Annotated in this window: 22 protein-coding genes; 6 read left to right on the top strand and 16 right to left on the bottom strand. The window is 70.9% G+C overall.

The window, feature by feature from the left end; translation table 11 throughout:
- Positions 1–386: 386 nt before the first annotated feature.
- Both B378_RS0110735 and B378_RS0110730 read right to left on the bottom strand, forming a co-directional pair.
- A complete protein-coding gene (locus B378_RS0110735) occupies positions 387–1,703 on the bottom strand; it encodes an MFS transporter (RefSeq protein WP_017343794.1) in 1,317 nt (438 codons plus the stop codon).
- A gap of 123 nt (positions 1,704–1,826) precedes the next feature.
- Positions 1,827–3,617, bottom strand: a complete 1,791-nt coding sequence (locus B378_RS0110730; protein WP_017343793.1) for a PAS domain S-box protein — start codon at positions 3,615–3,617, stop codon at positions 1,827–1,829.
- Between the two features lie 144 nt (positions 3,618–3,761).
- Here B378_RS0110730 and B378_RS0110725 point away from each other — a divergent pair, with 144 nt between their 5' ends.
- The 5 genes from B378_RS0110725 (at position 3,762) to B378_RS0110705 (ending at position 7,636) form a co-directional block, all read left to right on the top strand.
- Positions 3,762–5,204, top strand: a complete 1,443-nt coding sequence (locus B378_RS0110725; RefSeq protein WP_017343792.1) for a DNA polymerase IV — start codon at positions 3,762–3,764, stop codon at positions 5,202–5,204.
- A 49-nt stretch (positions 5,205–5,253) separates the two neighbouring features.
- Positions 5,254–5,709, top strand: coding sequence for a hypothetical protein (locus B378_RS0110720; protein WP_017343791.1), 456 nt, complete (start codon positions 5,254–5,256; stop codon positions 5,707–5,709).
- A gap of 79 nt (positions 5,710–5,788) precedes the next feature.
- A complete protein-coding gene (locus B378_RS0110715) occupies positions 5,789–6,367 on the top strand; it encodes an NUDIX hydrolase (RefSeq protein ID WP_017343790.1) in 579 nt (192 codons plus the stop codon).
- Between the two features lie 85 nt (positions 6,368–6,452).
- The gene (locus B378_RS0110710; protein ID WP_017343789.1) at positions 6,453–7,319 is read left to right on the top strand and encodes a CPBP family intramembrane glutamic endopeptidase; all 867 of its coding nucleotides are present in this window, start codon (positions 6,453–6,455) and stop codon (positions 7,317–7,319) included.
- 89 nt (positions 7,320–7,408) lie between these two features.
- The gene (locus B378_RS0110705; RefSeq protein ID WP_007996091.1) at positions 7,409–7,636 is read left to right on the top strand and encodes a hypothetical protein; all 228 of its coding nucleotides are present in this window, start codon (positions 7,409–7,411) and stop codon (positions 7,634–7,636) included.
- Positions 7,637–7,745: 109 nt separating this feature from the next.
- Here B378_RS0110705 and panB read toward each other — a convergent pair whose 3' ends face one another.
- Complete coding sequence (panB, locus tag B378_RS0110700; protein WP_017343788.1) at positions 7,746–8,552, bottom strand: 3-methyl-2-oxobutanoate hydroxymethyltransferase; 807 nt, start codon at positions 8,550–8,552, stop codon at positions 7,746–7,748.
- Positions 8,553–8,702: 150 nt separating this feature from the next.
- Between panB and B378_RS0110690 the strand changes: the two genes are divergently transcribed.
- Positions 8,703–9,071, top strand: a complete 369-nt coding sequence (locus tag B378_RS0110690; protein WP_017343786.1) for a DUF5822 domain-containing protein — start codon at positions 8,703–8,705, stop codon at positions 9,069–9,071.
- Between the two features lie 26 nt (positions 9,072–9,097).
- Here B378_RS0110690 and B378_RS0110685 read toward each other — a convergent pair whose 3' ends face one another.
- The 13 genes from B378_RS0110685 to B378_RS0110625 form a co-directional block, all read right to left on the bottom strand.
- Entirely contained in the window at positions 9,098–9,700 is a 603-nt protein-coding gene (locus B378_RS0110685; protein ID WP_017343785.1) for an HAD family hydrolase, read from the bottom strand.
- Positions 9,697–10,881, bottom strand: a complete 1,185-nt coding sequence (locus tag B378_RS0110680; protein WP_017343784.1) for an acyl-CoA dehydrogenase family protein — start codon at positions 10,879–10,881, stop codon at positions 9,697–9,699. Before B378_RS0110680 ends, B378_RS0110685 begins: the two co-directional genes overlap by 4 nt.
- Positions 10,882–10,936: 55 nt before the next feature.
- A complete protein-coding gene (locus B378_RS0110675) occupies positions 10,937–11,962 on the bottom strand; it encodes an AIR synthase family protein (protein WP_026046258.1) in 1,026 nt (341 codons plus the stop codon).
- A complete protein-coding gene (locus B378_RS0110670) occupies positions 11,959–13,203 on the bottom strand; it encodes an alanine--tRNA ligase-related protein (RefSeq protein WP_017343782.1) in 1,245 nt (414 codons plus the stop codon). The genes B378_RS0110675 and B378_RS0110670 overlap by 4 nt, the downstream gene beginning before the upstream one ends.
- A gap of 421 nt (positions 13,204–13,624) precedes the next feature.
- A complete protein-coding gene (locus B378_RS0110665; protein WP_004597524.1) occupies positions 13,625–13,825 on the bottom strand; it encodes a dodecin in 201 nt (66 codons plus the stop codon).
- Between the two features lie 181 nt (positions 13,826–14,006).
- Positions 14,007–14,441 carry a pyridoxamine 5'-phosphate oxidase family protein gene (locus B378_RS0110660; RefSeq protein ID WP_017343781.1) on the bottom strand — a complete coding sequence of 145 codons (435 nt, stop codon included), beginning with the start codon at positions 14,439–14,441 and terminating at the stop codon, positions 14,007–14,009.
- Positions 14,442–14,577: 136 nt separating this feature from the next.
- Positions 14,578–14,916 (bottom strand): hypothetical protein, encoded by a 339-nt coding sequence (locus B378_RS0110655; RefSeq protein WP_004597526.1) that lies wholly within the window; start codon positions 14,914–14,916, stop codon positions 14,578–14,580.
- 102 nt (positions 14,917–15,018) lie between these two features.
- Complete coding sequence (locus tag B378_RS0110650; protein ID WP_017343780.1) at positions 15,019–15,264, bottom strand: DUF5816 domain-containing protein; 246 nt, start codon at positions 15,262–15,264, stop codon at positions 15,019–15,021.
- Between the two features lie 88 nt (positions 15,265–15,352).
- Positions 15,353–15,727, bottom strand: coding sequence for an iron-sulfur cluster assembly accessory protein (locus B378_RS0110645; RefSeq protein WP_017343779.1), 375 nt, complete (start codon positions 15,725–15,727; stop codon positions 15,353–15,355).
- A gap of 125 nt (positions 15,728–15,852) precedes the next feature.
- The gene (locus B378_RS0110640; protein WP_017343778.1) at positions 15,853–17,031 is read right to left on the bottom strand and encodes a mechanosensitive ion channel family protein; all 1,179 of its coding nucleotides are present in this window, start codon (positions 17,029–17,031) and stop codon (positions 15,853–15,855) included.
- 84 nt (positions 17,032–17,115) lie between these two features.
- Complete coding sequence (gene hisD, locus B378_RS0110635) at positions 17,116–18,393, bottom strand: histidinol dehydrogenase (RefSeq protein ID WP_017343777.1); 1,278 nt, start codon at positions 18,391–18,393, stop codon at positions 17,116–17,118.
- Positions 18,394–18,466: 73 nt separating this feature from the next.
- The gene (locus B378_RS0110630) at positions 18,467–18,676 is read right to left on the bottom strand and encodes a hypothetical protein (RefSeq protein WP_017343776.1); all 210 of its coding nucleotides are present in this window, start codon (positions 18,674–18,676) and stop codon (positions 18,467–18,469) included.
- 8 nt (positions 18,677–18,684) lie between these two features.
- Entirely contained in the window at positions 18,685–19,650 is a 966-nt protein-coding gene (locus B378_RS0110625; RefSeq protein WP_017343775.1) for a phytoene/squalene synthase family protein, read from the bottom strand.
- Positions 19,651–19,809 lie beyond the last annotated feature (159 nt).

Raw genomic sequence — 19,809 nt, 5'->3', positions numbered from 1 at the left:
GCGAGCGCATCGAGTCCTCCCGGCTGGGGCTTTGAAGCCGTTCGTGGTCGATCCACAGTTGACCATTTATAAGCAAGCGACTGGGCTTTGAAGCCGTTCACCGCGGCAGCACCGATCACGTATAAACAACCGACAGCAACACAGCTAAATTCCTTATAAATGGCCTCACTCATGACGCACTACACGCACTCCCGCACAAAATCAAGAAGCAGGCGTGTTCTATCAGCTAATTCGGGGTTCATTTTGGGAAAATAGCGTAGTACCCGTGCTGCCTACATTCTTTGAATTCAGCACGACCGCTGAAACTTATCGTCGACTGAAGATTTCGACGAGGCCACCGATATAAAAACGCGTGCCGGCGTGCGCGCTTTCGGCGCCGCCCTCGCTCAGTCCGCGCCCGGCGCCGCTGCCGGTTCCTCTCCGACGTCCAGCGTCTCCTCGACCTGCGTGAAGACGGCGATCAGCGCGAGCGCGGCGGCCGCGGCCCCGACCGCGAAGGGGACGAGGAAGCCGAAGCCGTAGAGCCAGCCGGAGGCGAGGGGGCCCAAGGCGACGCCGAAGCCGAACCCCATCGTGAGCACGGAGAGGGTGGTCCCGGACTCGCCCTCCCGCGCGAGGTCGCCGGCGAGCGCGAGCGACGGGGCGAACACGCACGCCACCGCGATCCCCTGCCCGAGCCGGACGAGCATCATCAGCGCGGACTCCGTCACGATCCCTTGGAGGAGCGTGGTCGGGACGAGCAGGACGAACCCGGCGAGCAGGAACGGCCGGCGGCCGATTCGGTCGCTGGCGCGCCCTACCGGGACCTGGAAGATCACGTTGGCGATCGTCACGGCCGCGAACTGGGCGCCGAACCAGACCGGCGGCTGGTCTAAGCGGACGTTCACCTGATTCTGGAGCGTCGCGAACAGCGCGATGCACGCGCCCATCGCGACGGTCGCGAGCCCCAGCGTGAACACGGGGTCGAGCAGGCGGTCCTCGCCGCGGACCCGAATCGAGACGTCGTCGCCCGCCTCGCCCTCGACGTCGGCGTCGCGGACGAGGAGGAACACCAGCGTGAAGCTGAGGTACGCCCCCGCGCAGGCCGCGACGAACGCGGCGTCGAAGCCGTCGAGGACCGGAAGGCCGATCGGCGAGAGGTCGTACGGGCCGGCCTCGACGACGGCGCCCGCGAGGACCGGGCCGAAGCCGAAGCCGATGAGCCGGAACGTGTTGTACACCCCGAAGTTCCCGCCGCGGTCGGTGTCGCTCGCGGCGTACTCGTTCACGAGGGCGACCGTCGCGGGGATGATGAGCGCCGCGCCGAGCCCCTGAATCGCGCGCAGCGCGACCAGCGCCGGGTAGCTCGTCGCAATCGTGTATAGCCCGCTGGCGGTCCCGAGGAGTAAGATACCGGCGAGGACGAAGGGCCGCCTCCGGCCGACGCGGTCGGACAGTCTTCCCGTAAAGGGCTGCGAGAGGCTGTTGAGGAAGCCGAAAAGCGAGAGGACGACCCCGATGAGGAGCGGCTCGGTCAGCGTGACCGCGGCCGCGCCGACCCCGACCTCCGTGCCGAGCAACCCCTCGATGTCGACCACGTCGCTGGTGATGTACAGCGGGAGGACGACGATGAGGAAGGAGTTCCCGGCCGCGCCGACCATCCGCGCGAGCGCCAAGACGATCACGCGCCGGTCAGTCTCGGCGATGTCGGAGAGCGAGCCCATTCGCCCGGAGCTTCGAAACGGAGCATAAAGGCCCTTTTGAACGGGGGGAGTCGATCCGCTTTCGAGAGAACCGGAGCGGTCACCGAGGTCGAGCGGCTCAGTGGGCCGCCGGCGTCGAGCGGCTCAGTGGGCCGCCGGCGTCCGCTTGTCGATCCCGCGGATCTCGAACCGCGCGCCGCCGTCCTCGCCGGTCGTCGCCTCGACCGTCCAGCCGTGCGCGGTGGCAATCTCCTGAACGATCGCGAGCCCGAACCCGGTGTTGCCCGCGGTGCCGCTCTCGCCGGGCTCGAACAGGGAGTCCGCGACCGCGGGGTCGATTCCCGGACCGTCGTCTTCGACGAAGAAGCCGTCCGGGAGGTCGCCGACGCGGATCGCGACGTCGGAGCCGACGTGATCGACCGCGTTGCGCATCAGATTCTCGAAGAGGTTCCGGAGGCGGTCCGGGTCGGCGAGCACCTCGCGGTCCGTTTCGACGGAGAGGGAGGCGTCGGCGGTGTCGACGGTCGACCAGCTGTCGGTGACGACCGCCGCGAGATCGACGGGTTCGGGGTCGCCGACCGTCTCGCCCTCCCGCGCCAGCGTGAGCGTGCGCTCGACGATCGACTCCATCCGCTCCAGCGCGTCGAGCGCGGCGGACAGGTTCTCGTCGCCCCCGTCGTTCGCCGCGTCGTGGGCGAGCTGGACGCGCCCTTGCGCGACGTTGAGGGGGTTCCGCAGGTCGTGCGAGACGATGCTCGCGAAGGAGTCGAGCCGGTCGTTCTGCCGTTCGAGGGCCGCCTCGCGCTCCTTGAACGCCGTGATGTCCTCCTGGAAGCCGACCCAGTGGGTGACGGCGCCGTCGGCGTCGCAGATCGGGGCGATGCTCACTCGGTTCCAGAACTCCGTCCCGTCCTTCCGGTAGTTCAACAGCTCGACGCTCGTCGACTCCTCGGCGTCGATCGCCTCGCGGAGCGCCTGAACCGATTCTTCCTCTGTGTCCGGCCCTTGGAGGAACCGGCAGTTGACGCCGATCGACTCCTCGCGGTCGTAGCCGGTCATCTCGACGAACCGGTCGTTGACGTACACCATCGGGTTGTCCTCCTGTGCGGGGTCCGTGATGGTGATCCCGACGGGCGCCTCGTCAAGCGCGCGGGTCTTCGTCTCTAACTCCTCGCGGCGCTCGCGCTCGTCGGAGACGTCGCGGAGGATACCGACGCTCCCGTCGAAGGAGTCGCCCTCGTACGGCAGCGCGGCCATGTGGTCGCGACAGGGGATCGGCTCGCCATCCTTCGGGACGATATCGACCGCGAAGTGCTGGACGTCGGGGCCGTCGTCCGAGAGGATAGTGCCGAGCCGGTTTTCGGCCTCCGCGACCGCGGCGTCGTCCTTGATAAACGCGGGCGTCCGGCCGACGATCTCCTCGCGGTCGTAGCCGATGAGCTCGGCGAACGGCTCGTTGACGAACCGGAACTCCCCGGTCTCGTCGACGACGTAGACGGGGTAGCCGAGCGCCTCGATAACCGTCGAGTAGCGCTCGGCGATCTCCTTGGTCCGGTGCTCCTCGACGGCCTGGTCGACGCGGTTCGCGAGCCGGCGGAGCTGCTCGGGGCCGCCCTTCTGGAAGTAGCCGGTGACGCCGGCGTTGAGCGCCTGACTCGCGATCTCCTCGGACCCCTTGCCGGTGTACAATACGAAGGGTATCTTCCGGTGGCGCTCGCGCAGCGCCTCGAAGAACTCCAGCCCGTCCATCGCGGGCATGTCGTAGTCGCTGACGACGCAGTCGAACGCGGCCTCGTCAAGCCGGTCTAACGCGGTTTCCGGGTCAGCCACGCTCGTCACCGCCACCGCGTCGAGCTCCCGCTCGAAGTACGCCTCCGTGAGGTCGAGGACCGAGGGGTCGTCGTCGACGTGTAGCACGTCGATCGCTCCGGGCATACCGGCGTAGTACGGACGCACGGAATAAACGACTACCGCCTCGGGTATCGGATCTGGATCCGGGTCCGACGCCGACCGCGCTCCGCGTCCACTTCCGGCCCGCGTGGCTGGTTCTTAAGGCCGCGGAGCGCGGACCCGAACGCGATGACCGGGGGGACGCCCGCCGCCGGGGAGACGCTCCCGGGCGCCGGCGACGAGGGCGACGACGCCGTTGACCGCGTCGTCTGCCACGTCGACATGGACTGCTTTTACGCCTCCTGCGAGCGGTTGCGTCACGACGACCTCGCGGGCGAGCCCGTCGTTGTCGGGATGGGGTACGAGCCGGGCGACTCGATCGGCGCGGTCGCGACCGCGAGCTACGAGGCCCGCGAGTTCGGCGTCGACAGCGCGATGCCGATCTCGAAGGCGCTGGAGCTGCTCCCCCGCCGCGAGGACGCCGACCCCGACGACCCGGACGCGCCGGACCCGGCGGAGACCGGGCGGTACCTCCCCGTCGACCTCGACTTCTACGAGGACGTGGCGGGCGAGGTGAAGGAAGTCTTACGCGACTGCGCCGACACCCGCCGCGAGGTGAGCATCGACGAGGCGTACCTCGACGTCACCGACCGGACCTCGTGGGCGGTGGCGGGGGGCGGGGGCAACGGAGAGGCAACTGATCCCCCGCCGAGCGGCGCCGCCGGGCCCGCCGAGGCGCGGACGCTCGCCGAGGGGTACGCCCGGCACGTGAAAGACCGGATCGGGCGGGAGGCGGGCGTGCCGGCGAGCGTCGGCGTCGCGCCGAACATGTCGGCCGCGAAGGTCGCCAGCGACGCCGACAAGCCGGACGGGCTCGTCGTCGTCCCGCCGGGGTCGGTCGCCGAGTTCCTCGCGCCGCTGCCGACCGCCGACGTCCACGGGGTCGGGCCGGTGACCGAGGAGACCCTCGCGGAGCTGGGGATCGAGACCGCGGGCGACTTGGCCGTCGCCGACCGCGACCGCCTCGCAGACGCGCTGGGCGAGCGCGGCCCGGAGCTCTCCCGGCGCGCCGCGGGCGACGACGACCGCGAGGTGACGCCGACCGGCCTCCCGAAGAGCCTCTCGCGGGAGTCGGCGCTGCCGACGACCGCCGACGAGGCGACGAAGCGGGAGACCGTCTCCGCGCTCGCCGCGGACGTGGCCCGCCGCGCCCGCGAACGGGGTTGCCTCTACCGGACCATCGGGATCAAGGCCGTCGAGCCGCCGTTCGACGTCAACACCCGCGCGCGGAGCCTCCCCGGCCCTGTCGACGACCCGGAGCTCGTCGAGGAGGTGGCGCTGGACCTGCTCGGCGAGTTCGACAACGCGCGCGTCCGCAAGCTCGGCGTGCGCGTCTCCAAGCTCGACTTCGCCGAGACCGACCAGGCGACGCTCGGCGGGTTCGAGGCGAGCGGCGGCGATCCGACGCGTCGCGGCGACCGAACCGAGCGAGACGATGGGGGCGACGGCGGCAAGCTCACCGACTGGGTCGACGGACCGCCGGACCGCGACGGCGACGAGTCCGGCTCGATCGCGGACCGCGAGCGACGAAGCACCGACGAGGGACAGGCCTCCCTCGGCGACTGGTCGTGAATCTCGCCTGACACGCAGAGTTATCACGCAGTCGAAACGATCCGCGGGCATGTCCCTCGCTCGCCGCGTCCTCCTCGGCTCGAACCCGAACGGCTCGCCGCGTCGGTACCGACTCCTCGCCCCGCCGCTGCTCTTTCTGATCTCCTTCGCCGCCTACGCGCTGGGCGTCTTTTCCGTCTCCGGCGGGGTCGTGTTCCTCGCGTTCGACGCCGCGGCCCTCGGGATCCTCGTGACCGCGGGCCTCGCCTACCGAGGGGCCGGGATGGCGCTCGCGTGGGCCACCGTCTACGGGGCGCTGCTCGGGAGCAACGCCGACCACTACCTGCTCGGACTCCCGGGTCGTCCCCTCGGCGAGCGTGTCGCCGCGCTCGTCGAGGTCGACGGGCTCGTCTTCGTCGGCGTCGAGGCCCTCGCGTTGGGAACGATCGCGTGGATCGCCGGCGCGGTCGCGAGGCGAGCAGTCGACGAGCTCCGGGACCGGCGACGGGACGCTTCCGCGGAGTAGCGCCCCCGACGGGCGACGCGCCCGCCGAGTGACGCCGCGGAGTGCGGGGATTTAGGTCCCCGACCGCCGACCCGAACGCATGGACGACCTCTCGTGGGAGACGCTCGGCACCGACATCGACTACGCCTGCCCCGGCTTCGACGTGCGCCGCGACGAGGTGCGGTTCCCGGACGGCGAGACCGACGGGTTCCACTACGTCGACGAGCCGCCCGCAGTCGTCGTACTCCCGCTGACGCCGGACGGCGACGCCGTCGTCATCGACGAGTGGCGGCAGGCGGTCGGGCGGGTGAACCGCGGGATTCCGGCGGGGACGATGGAGCCCGAGGATGGGGGCGAGGGGAGCGCAGCCGGCGATCCGACCGACGACGCGATCGAGCGCGCCGCGGCCCGCGAGCTCGCCGAGGAGACGGGGTACGAGGCCGACGCCTTCGAGCGGCTGACGACCGTCGAGCCGACGAACGGGATGGCGGACTCGGTCCACCACCACGTGCTGGCGACCGGCTGCGAGCCGACGGCGGACCGCGACCTGGACCACAACGAGTCGATCTCGGTCGAGACGGTGCCGTACGACGATCTGCTCGCCGCGGTCGTCGACGACGAGCTTCGCGACGGGCGGGCCGTCACCGCGGTGCTGTGGTACGAGCTGCTCCACCGGTGACCGCGACTCACGCGCCCGAGAGATAGCTGTCCGCGCGGCTTCCGACACGGACAACCATTTTGCCGAGCGCCGCCTATTCCGGGCAATGACAGATCCCTCCAGCGGCGATCCGGCCCCGGACGGCGGGGTGTCCGAGGAGTTCGACGAGATCGACCCGGACCCCGTCGACGACGCCGACGGCCCCGAACGGGCCGGCGGGTCGCCCGGTATCGCGGTCGCGACCGCGCTGCTCCTCGGCGTCCTCGGGCCGGTCATCGCGCTCGCGAGCGGCGTGGCCATCTTCGCGATCGACGCGGCGGTCGGGGGGCTCTCGCTGACCGCGAGCGTCGTTCTCACGCTGATATTCGGCCAGTACGTCGCGTTCGGCGGGCTCGCAGTCGGCTACCTCGCGTGGCGCGGGTTCGACCGCGAGGGGATCGTCTCGTACCTCGGCGTCCGAGTTCCGAGCCTCAAGGAGGTCGGGATCGTCCTCGGCAGCTGGGTCGTGATCCTCGTTTTGATCCTCGTGATCTCGACGATCGTCCAGCTGCTCGGGACGGAGACGGCGGCGAATCAGAGCGCGGAGTTAGCGATGGGGAACCCGGCGATCATCCCGCTGTTCATCGCGGCCTCGTTCCTCGTCATCGGCCCCTGCGAGGAGATCCTCTACCGCGGCGTCGTTCAGGGGCGGCTCCGCGAGTCGCTGCCGGCGGCCCCGTCGATCCTGCTCTCGGCCGCCATCTTCGCGACCATCCACGTGATGGCGCTGACCGGCGGCCTCTCCGCGCGGCTGACGACCGTCTCCATCCTCTTCGTCCCGAGCTTGGTGTTCGGCGCGGTGTACGAGTACACCGAGAACCTCGTCGTCCCCGCGCTGCTCCACGGCCTCCACAACGCCGTGATCTTCACCGTCCTCTACGTTACCGTCACGCAGGTCGGCCCGGACGCGATGCCGGCGGTCCTCGCCGTTTGAAGACGACGGGAACGGTCCCGGCCACGGGACACGTTTCGCGAATGTGAAAATAGACTTATGTGTATCGACTAACAGTGTGAGATCGAACCATGGGACTGTTTAGCAGCCCGAAGTGTGACGCGTGCGGGAACAAGCTCTCGGACGCGAAGCACTTCCACTGTTCGAACTGCGGCATCGAACTCCACCTCCAGTGTGCGAAGAGCAAAGGCTGGATGCGGGAGGGCGCGACCGACAGCGGCGGCCTGCTCAGTTCGGGCGGAACGCAGTTCCACTGGGACTGTCCGAACTGTCCGCACACAGCCACAAAGAAGGTGTGAACCCCACGGAGAGGGCTTCACCCTGCCGAGTGTACTTCACCGCGCCGAGGGGCGGGCGAACAGAGCTTTTTTCGAGACCGTCAGACGCGCTGCGGGAGGATTTCCTGACTCAGTACAAGTCGTCCAGATCCTCCTCGACGTGCGAGTGCTCCTCGGCCGGGAACTCGCCGCTCGTCACGGCCTCCCGGTACGCCTCGACGGCGTCGACCATCTCCCCGCGCACGTCGCCGAACTGCCGCGCGAACGGTGGCGACCACTCGCCGAGGCCGACGGCGTCGTTGATCACCAGCACCTGCCCGTCGCAGTCGGAGCCAGCTCCGATGCCGATCGTGGGGATCTCCAGCGCCTCGGTCACCGCGCCCGCGAGGTTCGCCGGGACGTGTTCCAACACGAGCGCGAACGCCCCGGCGTCGGCGTGGTCCCCCGCCAGCTCGATGATCTCCTCGGCGGCCTCCTGCTCGGTCCCCTGTCGGGTGTAGCCGCCCAGCCGGTTCACGTGCTGCGGGGTCAAACCGAGGTGCGCCATCACCGGGATCCCGACCTCGGTCATGCGGCGCGTGGTCGAGACGGTGTGCGGGCCGCTCTCGATCTTCACCGCATCCGCGTTCGCCTCCTTCAGCAGGCGGCCGGCGTTCCGCACGGACTCGGCCTCGTCGACGCCGAAGGAGAGGAACGGCATATCGGCGACGACCAGCGCGTCCTCGGTCGCGCGCGAGACGGCCGCGGTCCGGCTCGCGACCTCGTCGAACGTCACGGGGAGCGTGGAGTCGTAGCCTAAGGCGGCGTTGCCCATACTGTCGCCGACGAGGACGACATCGATCCCGACCTCGTCGACGACCGCCGCCGTCGGGGCGTCGTAGGCGGTGAGCATCGTGATCGGATCCTCGGCGTCCCGGAGTCCCCGCGTCGTGGTCATGCCTCGGAGTCACCCGCGCGCCGCCCTAAATTCGTCGGGAACCGGAAACCGAGCGCGGCGGCGCGGTCGCCGGCGCGTCCGCCGCCGCTCGGACCGCCGCTCTCGCCGCCGACCGCCACCGATTTGCCGCTCCGCCGCGGAGTCCGCGGTGTGCAACCAGTCGAGCGGGCCGAGTACGAGGGAGTTGACTACGCGTGGGTGATGCAGACGACGTTCGTCGTCACCATCCTCGTCGGCGCCCCCGCCGCGGCCCTGCTGTCGACGCTCGTGACGCTGGAGTCGTGGGGCGCGCGCGCCGCGTTCGCGGTCCGGGTGGGCGCCCCCATCTGGTTCGTCACCGCGGTCGCCGTCGCGCTGTACGCGAGGCGGGCCGAGGCCGGCGACGGCGGCGCGGGGACGAACGACGACGCGGTTCCGGACGAGGAAGCCGGCTCGGCCGACGACGCGGCTACGGACGACGACGGAAGGCGGACCGAGGACGGCGATCCGACGACGAACGAAGCAGGAAAGCGGGACTGAACGCGCGCGACGCTGTTTTGAACGCCCTACTCCGCGAGCAGGTCCGAGACCCACGCGAAGTCGACGCCGCCGCGCTCGGCGGTGACCGCGTCGCTCCGCGAGTCGCCGACGAACAGCGCGTCCTCGGGGGCCGCGCCGAGCCGGTCGACAGCCGCGAGCAGCGATTCCGGGGCCGGCTTGAAGCTCCCGACCGTGTCGCGGCCGACGATCGCGTCCGAGACGAGCGCGTCGCCGAGCCCGTGCGTCTCGACCGCGATCCGACACGCCTCCTCGCAGTTGAGCGAGCAGACGCCCGCGGGGGGATGCGGACCGCCGCCGTCCGCGGTTTCGGTCAGTCGGTCCCCGAGCGGGAGCCGCGTCGACTCGCGGGCGCCGGGGCGCTCGTGGATCGCGATCGCCTCCTCGACCTCGTCCCGGACCCCGTAGTCGTCGGCCGCGCCGAGCAGGTCCCACAGCTCCTCGGTCGGGGGGATGAGCGCGCGCTCGGCGTAGACGTCGAGGACCGCGTCCGCCACCGCGTCCCAGTCGACCGCGAGCTCGACGAGGGTGCCGTCGAGGTCGTAGACGACCGCGTCGTAGCCAGCAAGGCGGGAGCCGGTCTGCGCCGGCTCCGGATCCCCGTCGCTCACTCGCCGAACACCCCCCGGGCGATGATCGTCTTCTGGATCTCGGTCGTTCCCTCGTAGATCTCCGTGATCTTCGCGTCGCGGTAGAGCCGCTCGACGTCGAACTCGGTCGTGTAGCCGTAGCCGCCGTGGATCTGGACCGCCTCGTTCGTCACTGACATCGCGGCCTCGCTGGCGCGGTACTTCGCCTTCGAGGCCGCGACGCGGTAGTCCTCGCCCGCCTCCGCCTGCCGGCACGCCTCGCGGACGAGGAGGCGGGCGGCCGACACGTCCGTCTCCATCTCCGCGATCTTGTGGCGGATCGTCTGGATGTCGCCGATCGGGCGGTCGAACTGTTCGCGCTCCTGCGCGTACGACGTCGCCTCGTCGAGCGCGGCCTGCGCGACGCCGACCGCCTGCGCCGCGATGCCGATCCGGCCCTCGGTGAGCGTCCGGAAGGCCGCGGAGAGTCCCTTCCCCTCCTCGGTGAGCCGGTTCTCTGCGGGGACGCGACAGTCGTCGAACGTGATCCCGGTCGTGTCCGACGCGCGGAGCCCGAGCTTCTCCTCCTTCTTGCCGACCTCGAACCCGTCGGTGTCCGCGGGGACGAGGAACTGGGTGATCGCGTCGTCGGACTCGTCGGAGCCTCCGTCGCCGTCCTCCCCCGCGGCCTTCGCGAAGACGATAGCCACGCCGCCGCGCTCCCCGTTCGTGATCCACTGCTTCTCGCCGTTGAGGACGTACTCGTCGGTCTCGGGGTCGTACGTCGCGGTCGTCGACATCTGGGCCGGGTTCGACCCCGCCTGCGGCTCGGAGAGGCAGAACATGCCGACCGGACGGCCGGTCTCGGCCATCTCCGGGAGCCATGCCTCGCGCTGCGCCTCCGTCCCGAACTCGGCGATACAGGAGGTGGCGAGGCAGTGGACGGAGAGGGCGGTCGCGACCGCGAGCGACCCGTGCGCCAGCGCCTCGTTGACGACCGCGTAGGTCGTCTCGTCGGCACCGAACCCGCCGTGTGCTTCGGGAACCGTCAGCCCCGTCAGGCCGAGCTCCGCGAGCCCGTCCCACACCTCCTCCGGGAACGTCTCCGTCTCGTCGGCCGCGGCCGCGGTCGGCCGGACCTCCTCGGCCGCGAACTCCTCGACGAGGTCGCGGACGGCCGCCTGCTCGTCGGTGAGCGCCGACCCGACGCGTGCTCCGGTCATGTCACCGCCTTCGGTCCCTCACCGAAAAAGGTGCGCGATCGGCGGGGGAGGGGAGCTATTCCCGGGCTTCCCAGAGCGGGTACAGCTCGTCCCGCGGCGGCTCCGCGAGCGGCTCCCCGTCGATCCAGACGGCCCCCGGCTCGGCGGCGCCCTCGGCGGCCTCGACGACGCCGTCACCCTCGGCGCCGGTCTCGACGACGCCGATCTCCGCCCCCGCGATCCCGGCCACGTCGAGCGCGTCGAGCGCGTCGTCGACCCGGTCGGGCGGGACGGCCGCCAGCAGCGCGCCGGAGCCGAACGTCGCGAGCGGGTCGACGCCGAGCGCGTCACAGCAGGCCCGCGTCTCGGGACGGACCGGGACCGCGTCGCGCTCAACGGCGAAGGCGGCCCCGCTCGCGGCCGCCATCTCGACGAGCGCGGTCGCGACGCCGCCCTCGGTGGGGTCGTGGAGCGCGGTCGCGGCGTCGCGGACCGCGGCCGCGTCGGGGACGACGGTCACCTCGTCAAGGAACTCGGCGGCCGAATCGAGCGTCGCGGCCGGGACGCCCGCCTCGCGGCACTCTTCGCGGAAGTCGGTCGCGAGGATCGCGGTCGCCTCGATCGCCGCCCCCTTCGTGAGCAGGAGGCGATCGCCGGGCTCGGCGCCGCCGCTCGACACGAAGCGGTCCGTCGTCCCCATCGCTGTCATCGAGCAGAGCGGGCGGTCGAGCGCGTCGAGCACCTCGGTGTGGCCCCCGACGACCGCGCAGCCGAGGTCGCGCGCTGTCGCGTCGACCTGGTCGACGACGGTCCGGAGGCGGTCGGGGTCGTCGTCCGGGAGGAACAGGGTGTGCGTGAGCCACCGCGGGTCGGCGCCGCTGGCGGCGACGTCGTTACAGGCGACGTGGACGGCCAAGGTGCCGACCGACTCCGCGGCCAGCGACAGGGGGTCGGCCGCGACGACGAGCGTCTCCCCGGCGCCGGCCAAGTCGATCGCGGCCGCGTCCTCGCCGTACGCCGGCCCCTGCGTCACCGCGTCGTCGGCCGCGCCGGTCGCCGCGAGCGCCGTCGCGAGCGCGTCGGGACCCAGCTTCCCGGTCATCGCTCGCGGAGCCACGCCGCGACGGCCTCGGGGTCTGCGTCGAGGCCGCCGCCCTGCGCGAACGTCGGGCCGCCGCCCCCGCCGCCGCCGAACTCGTCGGTGACCGCGCCGACGACGTCGCCCGCGTCGATTTCGGCTGCGGCTCCGTCACCGTCCGCTGCGTCGCCGACCGCGACCACGACGAACGGTGCGTCGCCGGTTCCGACCGCGGCGAGGGCGTCGAGGTCCTCGTCGCCGCCGACCGCCTCGGTCGCCGGCTCGCGGAGTTCGTTCGGGTCGGCGTCGGCGACGGTCCCGATCGCCCACCGCGCGCCGTCGACCTCGGCGGTCGGGAGATCGCGAAGGCGGGCGGCGAGCAGCTCCTCGCGGGCATCCCGGAGGTCCGCCTCCAGTCGGTCGGCCTCGTCGCGGAGGCGCGCGACCGCGTCCGGGAGGTCGCCGACGCGCGCGTCGAGCGTCGTCGCGGCGTCGAGCGCGGCGGCGTGGACCGCGCCGAGCTCGTCGATGGCCGTCGGGCCGACCGCGAACTCGACGCGGGTGACGCCCTCGCCGGGGTTCGACCGCTCTAAGACCGCGATCGGCCCGATCTCCGCGGTGTTCTCGACGTGCGTCCCCCCGCACGCGGCGACGTCCCACGGATCTTCTCTCTCGCCGACCGTCACGACCCGGACCGCGTCGCCGCCGCTCATCGCGCCCTCCTCGGTCTTCGTGTTGAACGCGATCCCATCGATCTCGCGGGCCTCGTCGGCCGAGTGGGTCGCCCACGAGACGGGCAGCGAGTCCCAGACCGCGCGGTTGGCGAGCCGCTCTAACTCGATCAGGTCGCCGTCGCCCAGCGGCTCGGCGGTCGTCAGGTCGACGCGGACCTTCGTCTCGGAGATGTCGAAGCCGGCGTAGCCGAGGTCGTCGGCGATCCGGCGCGCGGCCCCGTACAGCACGTGCGAGGCGGTGTGCGCCCGGGCGCAGTAGGTACGAAAGGCGTCGTCGATGAGGCCTGTGACCTCGTCGCCGGGCGCGAGATCGATGTCCGCGTCGGGGTCGAGCGCGTGGACGACCTCGTCGTCGCGTTCCACCACGTCGTCGACGAGATGGCCGTCGAGCGTTCCCCTATCGGCCGGTTGACCGCCCGATTCGGGGTAGAAGTACGTCTCGTCGAGGACGACCTCGCTGCCGTCGACGGACTCGACCGTCGCTTCGAACTCCCGGACCGTCGGCTCGGCCGGCGCGCGTGAAGCGGTCATTGCCGGGTCGTGGTAGCGGTTGGATAAATAGGTGACCGCCGCGCGAGCATTTATAAATGAACGGCGGTGGCGCGTGCCTCCGAGCGGCCGCCCTCGGCGGCCGCGAGGAGCACGCGCGAGGGACGCCGCGAGCGACGAGGGCGACCGAAGGGAGCCCCGAGCGAGCGGCGAGGCTGGGGAGGCGTGAGGTGCGGGGCGGTGCCGTGCGGGGCGGGACTCGAAGGGGCAGCCGGGAGGGCGGCGCAGGCGACGCAAGCACCGCAGGAACGAGCGTAGCGAGTGACGAGGAGCACAGCGAGCGTGCGCCGCCCTCCCGGCTGGGGCTTCGGGAGTGTTCGTCGACGATCCGCGAACAGGTCCTTATAAACAGACGCCGGCACGGCTCACGACTACTGATAAAAGATCAAAAACCGCGTCTCGCTCAGCCTTCGAGTTCGAACGCGACCTCGACTTCGGCCTGGTACTCGCGCTCGGCGTCCCCCTGAAGCTCGACCCCGAACTCCTCTACTTCCGCCCAGTAGACGTTCTCGAGGGTGTCTTCTGCGCGGTCGATGGCCTCGTCGGCCGCCGCGTCGAAGCTCTCGTCGCTCGTCCCGATCAGCGTGATTTTCTTGAACACCATGTCACGTGCTGGTAGGACGCACGGGGGGATAAAAATACGCGTCCGCGGAGGGCGCGGGCGGGAGCGGGACCTCGCGGAGCGGGACCTCGCGGAGCGGGACCTCGCGGAGCGGGATCACTGGGACTGGAGCTCGATCACCCCGAACGCGCCGCACCCCCGGCCCCGTTCCCCGGCCCACGGGCTACCTGTCCACGGTTGTGCGACCGATGACGGTCTCCATGCGCAGCTCGTAGAGGGCGAACGCGACGTCCTCGACCGCTTCGTCGAAGAGGCGGAACGGCTGAAACCACTCGTTGAGCGTCGCCTCGTCGACGCTCCGCTCCCACCGCCGGATCGGTCCGCGAACGTGGACGCTCCACGACTCGTCCGTCGACGCCTCGTAGCACACGAACGTGGCGGTGTCGGTCGTCTCGAGGAACCGCATCTTCTCGCCGTCGCCGTCGTGTTCGCTCACGCGAAGCAGGAGGCGGTCGCCGTCGTAGTGGTAGCTCAGCGGGACGGCGTACGCGTCGTCGCCGTTCGCGAGCCCCAAGACACCGTGTTCGCCGCCCCGGAGGCGGCTATCGACCTCGGATTCGGACATGCCGCTGGTGTAGACGTACTCGACGTGCTCCATGGGGACCGTACGCGGCGGGGCCGCAAATAGACACTCGGGGAGAGAGCCGACCGAGAACGCTACCGGCCGCCGGCCCACCGGTAGTCGAGGCAGGCGCAGGGAACCGCAACCGCGGGGGAAGTGAGGGTGGAGGGGGTCAGGGGCTGCCTGGCGCGCCTTCCATCACCGCGAAGTCCTCGCCGTCGCGGTCGATACCGATGACCGCCCAGTCGTAGGGCGGTTTCGCGTCGACCAGCCGCTCTTGGAGATCGTTCGCGCGGTCGCGCCACGTGACGAAACACCGGAGCCGCGCCGGGTCGCCCCCGTCTGCGAGATACGGGTCGAGCTCGTCGTCGTCCATACACAGCACCGTCACGAACACGCGCCGCCACTTGCGTTCCGCGACGAACTCGCGTCCGTCCTCGGAGACGGTGTATCCCAGTTCGCGGAAGACGTCTCTGGCCTCGGTCGTCGGGGGGATGCTCGCAGTGGCCATCTACCTCGAAGTTCGGCACCATCCGTGATAAACTTTCTCACGATTTCGATCGCGGAGAATCGCGGCGCCGTCGGGAACCGTCCGGAGCGCAGCGAACGCGGCTCACTCGTGGGCCGCGTCCCACTCGTCCGGCTTCCGGAGGTTGCCGCACTCGGTACACTGGATCCGCCCCATCGTGTCCATCGCGGTGTCAAAGGAGCCGCAGTTGCCGCAGCGGAACCCCCAGCGGGAGTCGCCCGCCTCGTCCTCGAACACGAGGTAGAAGGGCCCGTCCGCGCCGCGCTCGGTGCGCGACCGGTCGGTGTACACCCGCTCGCCGCTCGGCGTCGTCGACGCTTCTAAGCTCATGGCGTCCCGTACCCGCCCGAGCGACTTAAGCGGCGGACTCGCGCGTCGGAGGGAACCGAAGGAAATCCGAGAATCGGACCGCGACCCGCTACGTCCGGAACGACTCGCCGCAGCCGCACTCCGAGACGACGTTCGGGTTCTCGACCTCGAAGCCGGCGGCCTGGAGGCCGTGCTCGTAGTCGAGCGTACTCCCGCCGATGTAGTTCTTGCTCGCGGGGTCGACGAACACCCGGAGCCCGTGATGCTCGACGACGAGGTCGTCGTCCTCCGGTTCGGTGTCGAAACGCATCCCGTACGACAGCCCCGCGCAGCCGCCCTGCTGGACGAACAGCCGTAATCCGGCGATGTCGGTATCGAGCCCCTCGCCGTCGAGGAGCGAGAGCGCCTCCTCCGCGGCGTCCGGAGTCACCTCGATCGCCGGGTCGTTCCCCTCGGTCCCGGTGTCGGCCGGTTCGGTACTCATGCGAACGCGTTCGGCACGGACACTCAAAACCCTGCCGGCGGGCGCGGACCGGTCGGTCGGTCGTCTCGGGCGTCGAGGGTCTCGCGCTCACGGCGTCTCCGCACGCTCACGGCGTCTCCGCACGCTCACGGCGTCTCTGCGCGGGAATCGGGACCCGCCACGTCGGCGTCCGGATCGACGCCGGGCTCCGCGTCGGCCCCCGGATCGTGGGGAGAGTCGGGATCGGGGGCGCGGGGCGCCGGGGAGGGCGCGGCGGCGGTGCCGACGGTCACGTCGCGTTTCGGGTACGGGATCTCGATCCCGGCGTCGCCGAGCGCCACGTACAGCGCGCGGTTGAGCTCGTGTTGCGCGCGGCGGCGCCGGGTCGGACCGTTGACCCAGCAGAGGAGCTCGTACTGGAGCGCGGAGTCGCCGAACGACCGGAAGCGGGCGCGGGGTTTCGGCGAGTCGAGGACCAGCGGCTCCGCGGCCAGGACCTCCATGGCGAGCGCCTCGAAGGCGTCGACGTCGGTGCCGTAGGCGACGCCGATTGGAACCCGGATGCGCCGGCGGCGCTGGGGGGCGGACTCGTTGGTCACCTTCGCGGCGTTGAGCGCCGCGTTCGGCACCGTCACCAGCACCTCGTCGCGGGTGAGGAGCGTCGTCGAGCGCACGCCCACCTTGATCACCGTTCCCGCGGTGCCGTCGTCCAAGACGATGTAGTCGCCGATCTTGTACGTGTCGTCGAAGTACAGCGCGATCCCGCCGAAGAAGTTCGCCACCGTGTCCTTCGCGGCGAAGCCGACCGCGATACCCGCGACCCCCGCCGCGCCGAGCAGCGGCGTGATCTCGATGCCCCACAGCCACAGCAGGGTGCCAGCGCTCCCGACCAGCACCGCGAGCGTCCAGACGTTCGAGAAGACGGGCGCGAAGTCGAACCGGCCGCCCTCCGCGTTGACCGCGGCGACGACCCGGTTCACGACGGCGTTAGCGGCGTACGCCCAGACGAGGACGATCACCGACAGCGACGGCCGCCCGAACGCCGCGTCGAGCAGGCGCGGCTCCACGACGACCGACGCCCGCACCGCGGGGACCTGCGTGAGGACGAACACGCCGGCGAGCCCGGCGGTGACGACGAGCGGCGCTCGCAGCGAGGAGATGACAATGTCGTCGTACCCGGTGTCCGTGTGCGAGACGTAGCGGCGGGCGAACCGGAGGACGACGAACTCCATCCCCACCGCGGCGGCGACCGAGACTGCGAGGACCGCGACCGTCGCCTCGACCGCGGAGAACCCCTCGAACAGCGCCGCGAGCGACGGAATCATGTCACTCGGAACGCGACAGTGCGAGATAACCGTTTCTGCGGCGCCTCCGGTATCGATCGGCGTCGAGACCGGCCGGTCCGGTCGCTACTCGAACCGCTTCCGCACGCTCTCGGCGTGGGCCTCTAACCCCTCCGCCTCGGCGAGCGTCGTGATCGTCTCCGAGAGGTCGTCGAGCGCGTCGCGGTCGAGCCGCTGGACCGTCGACGACCGGAGGAACGTGTCGACGGAGAGCCCGCCGTACCGCTTCGCGCCGCCGTTGGTCGGCAGCACGTGGTTCGTGCCGGCCGCGTAGTCGCCCGCGGCGACCGGCGAGTACGGCCCGAGGAACACCGAGCCGGCGTTGGTGATCCGGTCTAAGAGCGCCTCGTCGTCCTCGGCGACGATCGAGAGGTGCTCGGCCGCGTACTCCTCGGCGAAGAGGACCGCCTCGGGCATCGACCGCGCGTGAAGGACGCCGGAGGCCTCGTTGTCGAGCGCGGCCCGGATCGTCTCCTCGCGCTCGCGCTCGGCCGCCTGCGCGTCGACCGCCTCGGCGACCGCGTCCGCGAGGTCAGCGTCGTCGGTGACGGCGACGACGGAGGCGTTCGGGTCGTGTTCGGCCTGCGCGACGAGGTCGGCCGCGACGAGGTCCGGGTCCGCGGTCCCGTCCGCGAGGACGAGCACCTCGCTCGGGCCGGCGAGGAAGTCGATCTCGACGTCGCCCTGGACGACCGACTTGGCGGCGGTGACCCACTTGTTGCCCGGCCCGACCACCTTCTGGACCCGCGTCACGGTCTCCGTCCCGTACGCGAGCGCGCCGATGGCCTGCGCGCCGCCGACCTGGTACACCGCGTCGGCGCCCGCCTCGTGGATCGCCGCGAGGGTCACGGGGTTGAGCTCCTCGGCCGGGGGCGTCGCGACCGCGACGTGGTCGACGCCGGCGACGACCGCGGGAATGATCCCCATCAGCGCGCTGGAGGGGTACGCCGCCGCGCCGCCGGGCACGTACACCCCCACCCGGTCGATCGGGCGGAAGCGGCGGCCCAGCTCCCGGCCGCCGAAGTCATCGCGCCAGTCGTCGGGGCGCTGTCGCTCGTGGAACTCGCGGACGTTCGCGGCCGCCTCCCGAACCGCGTCGAGGACCGGGTCGTCGGCGTCTGCCAGCTCCTCGTGCGCCCGTTCCGCGTCGTCCGTCACGTCGACGTTGCCGACGGCGACGCCGTCGAACTCCTCCGCGAACTCGCGGACCGCGACGTCGCCCTCCTCGCGGACCCGCTCGACGATCTCCCGCACGTCTTCGCGGACCCCCTCGACCCCGGCGTCGCGCTCGAAGAACGCGCGCCGCTCGGCGGGCGAGAGGTCCGCGACGGTTCGTACGTCCATACGCGCCGTCGGGGACGGCGGGGCAAGGGCGTTCCGACTCGGTCGAACGGCGCGGACGCGACCGCCCGTCGACTCAGGTCAGCCGGCGGATCCCGGTCGCGTCGAGGACGGCGAGGACGACGAGGACGGCCATGAGCGCGGCCGCCGCGAAGAGGACGGGGGACGACACGGCGACGGCGACCTCGTAGGGGGCCACCAGCCGCGTCGTGCCGCGGAGGAGGAAGGAGACGAACACGAGGCCGAACGCGCCGACCGCGAGCGAGACGAACCGGGAGCGGTCCATGCGGCCGCTCAGTCCGTCTGCGGGACGCCCGCGCCGTGCGGGCCGTGCCCGTGGCGGTCGCGGCGGGGCTCGAAGTCGGTTAACATGTCGTAGAACACCGCCTCGGGGTCCTTGTTCCACTGCCACTTCCAGCGCGTGCGGACGAGCAGCGACAGCTTCCGGGTGAGCGACAGCTCCGGGGTGGCCGAGACAGTGTCGTAGCCGCGGTTCCGGATGAGGCGGTGGTGGTCGACGTACAGCACGGCCGCGAGCAGCACCGCGAGCTGGCAGTCCTCGGGGAGGTACTTGATCCCCGCGACGCCCTCCTCGTAGAGCCGCTCGGTGCGGGCCATCTCCTCGCGGATCGCGGCCGCGACGTCCTCGTCGAACTCCAGATCGAGGATCTGCTGCTCGCTCACGCCGTGGCGCCGGAGCGTCTCCAAGGGGAGGTAGATCCGGTCGCGCTCGACGACGTCCTCGCGGACGTCGCGGAGGAAGTTCGTCATCTGGAATGCCTCGCCGAGCTTCGTGGCGTGCGGGAGCGCCTCGGCCTCTTCCTCCGGATCGAGGTCCATGATCGCCGTCATCATCCGCCCGACGGCGGCCGCGGAGCCGTCCATGTACGCCTCGAGGTCCGCGTACGTCTCGTAGCGGTCGGTGTCGATGTCGCTCGCCATCGCGTCCACGAACGAGTGGACGTCCTCGTCGGGGATGTCGTTGCGCTCGACCACCTCGGCGAACGCCTCCAAGACGGGATCGTCGGTCGGCTCCTCGCCGAGCGCGGCCGCCCGGAGCCGGTCGAGTTCGGCCCGCTGCTCGGCGGGCGTTCCGGTGTCCTCGGCATCGACGACCTCGTCGGCGATACGGAAGAATCCGTACAGCACGTACGTCGGATGGCGGATCCGCTGGGGCAGCAGCCGGGTGGCGACGTGGAACGTCTTCCCGGTGCGGCGCTGGATCCGCTTGCTCCGGGCAACCTGTTTTTGCTCTACCATGCTGACCTCGGAGGGTCGGCGTGGAGGATCACGTACGGGTCGCCCATCATGGAAGAAAAGTCGGCCTCCAAGAACATAACAGTTCGCACGACCCAGTCTGGTTCTCTGTCACCCCTGTTAACTCCGGCGACCAGACGCGGCGCGCGAGGCGACCGGCAG

It is taken from the genome of Halorubrum sp. T3, assembly GCF_000296615.1.
Classification (GTDB): Archaea; Halobacteriota; Halobacteria; order Halobacteriales; family Haloferacaceae; genus Halorubrum; species Halorubrum ruber.
This window is presented reverse-complemented; position numbering and strand designations above follow the sequence as displayed.

What these genes read in the sequence shown, in the direction of transcription:
- B378_RS0110735 (WP_017343794.1), bottom strand. Translation starts at nt 1,703, where the DNA reads ATGGGCTCGCTCTCCGACATCGCCGAGACTGACCGGCGCGTGATCGTC.
- B378_RS0110730 (WP_017343793.1), bottom strand. Translation starts at nt 3,617, where the DNA reads ATGCCCGGAGCGATCGACGTGCTACACGTCGACGACGACCCCTCGGTC.
- B378_RS0110725 (WP_017343792.1), top strand. Translation starts at nt 3,762, where the DNA reads ATGACCGGGGGGACGCCCGCCGCCGGGGAGACGCTCCCGGGCGCCGGC.
- B378_RS0110720 (WP_017343791.1), top strand. Translation starts at nt 5,254, where the DNA reads ATGTCCCTCGCTCGCCGCGTCCTCCTCGGCTCGAACCCGAACGGCTCG.
- B378_RS0110715 (WP_017343790.1), top strand. Translation starts at nt 5,789, where the DNA reads ATGGACGACCTCTCGTGGGAGACGCTCGGCACCGACATCGACTACGCC.
- B378_RS0110710 (WP_017343789.1), top strand. Translation starts at nt 6,453, where the DNA reads ATGACAGATCCCTCCAGCGGCGATCCGGCCCCGGACGGCGGGGTGTCC.
- B378_RS0110705 (WP_007996091.1), top strand. Translation starts at nt 7,409, where the DNA reads ATGGGACTGTTTAGCAGCCCGAAGTGTGACGCGTGCGGGAACAAGCTC.
- panB (WP_017343788.1), bottom strand. Translation starts at nt 8,552, where the DNA reads ATGACCACGACGCGGGGACTCCGGGACGCCGAGGATCCGATCACGATG.
- B378_RS0110680 (WP_017343784.1), bottom strand. Translation starts at nt 10,881, where the DNA reads ATGACCGGAGCACGCGTCGGGTCGGCGCTCACCGACGAGCAGGCGGCC.
- B378_RS0110675 (WP_026046258.1), bottom strand. Translation starts at nt 11,962, where the DNA reads ATGACCGGGAAGCTGGGTCCCGACGCGCTCGCGACGGCGCTCGCGGCG.
- B378_RS0110670 (WP_017343782.1), bottom strand. Translation starts at nt 13,203, where the DNA reads ATGACCGCTTCACGCGCGCCGGCCGAGCCGACGGTCCGGGAGTTCGAA.
- B378_RS0110665 (WP_004597524.1), bottom strand. Translation starts at nt 13,825, where the DNA reads ATGGTGTTCAAGAAAATCACGCTGATCGGGACGAGCGACGAGAGCTTC.
- B378_RS0110660 (WP_017343781.1), bottom strand. Translation starts at nt 14,441, where the DNA reads ATGGAGCACGTCGAGTACGTCTACACCAGCGGCATGTCCGAATCCGAG.
- B378_RS0110655 (WP_004597526.1), bottom strand. Translation starts at nt 14,916, where the DNA reads ATGGCCACTGCGAGCATCCCCCCGACGACCGAGGCCAGAGACGTCTTC.
- B378_RS0110650 (WP_017343780.1), bottom strand. Translation starts at nt 15,264, where the DNA reads ATGAGCTTAGAAGCGTCGACGACGCCGAGCGGCGAGCGGGTGTACACC.
- B378_RS0110645 (WP_017343779.1), bottom strand. Translation starts at nt 15,727, where the DNA reads ATGAGTACCGAACCGGCCGACACCGGGACCGAGGGGAACGACCCGGCG.
- B378_RS0110640 (WP_017343778.1), bottom strand. Translation starts at nt 17,031, where the DNA reads ATGATTCCGTCGCTCGCGGCGCTGTTCGAGGGGTTCTCCGCGGTCGAG.
- hisD (WP_017343777.1), bottom strand. Translation starts at nt 18,393, where the DNA reads ATGGACGTACGAACCGTCGCGGACCTCTCGCCCGCCGAGCGGCGCGCG.
- B378_RS0110630 (WP_017343776.1), bottom strand. Translation starts at nt 18,676, where the DNA reads ATGGACCGCTCCCGGTTCGTCTCGCTCGCGGTCGGCGCGTTCGGCCTC.
- B378_RS0110625 (WP_017343775.1), bottom strand. Translation starts at nt 19,650, where the DNA reads ATGGTAGAGCAAAAACAGGTTGCCCGGAGCAAGCGGATCCAGCGCCGC.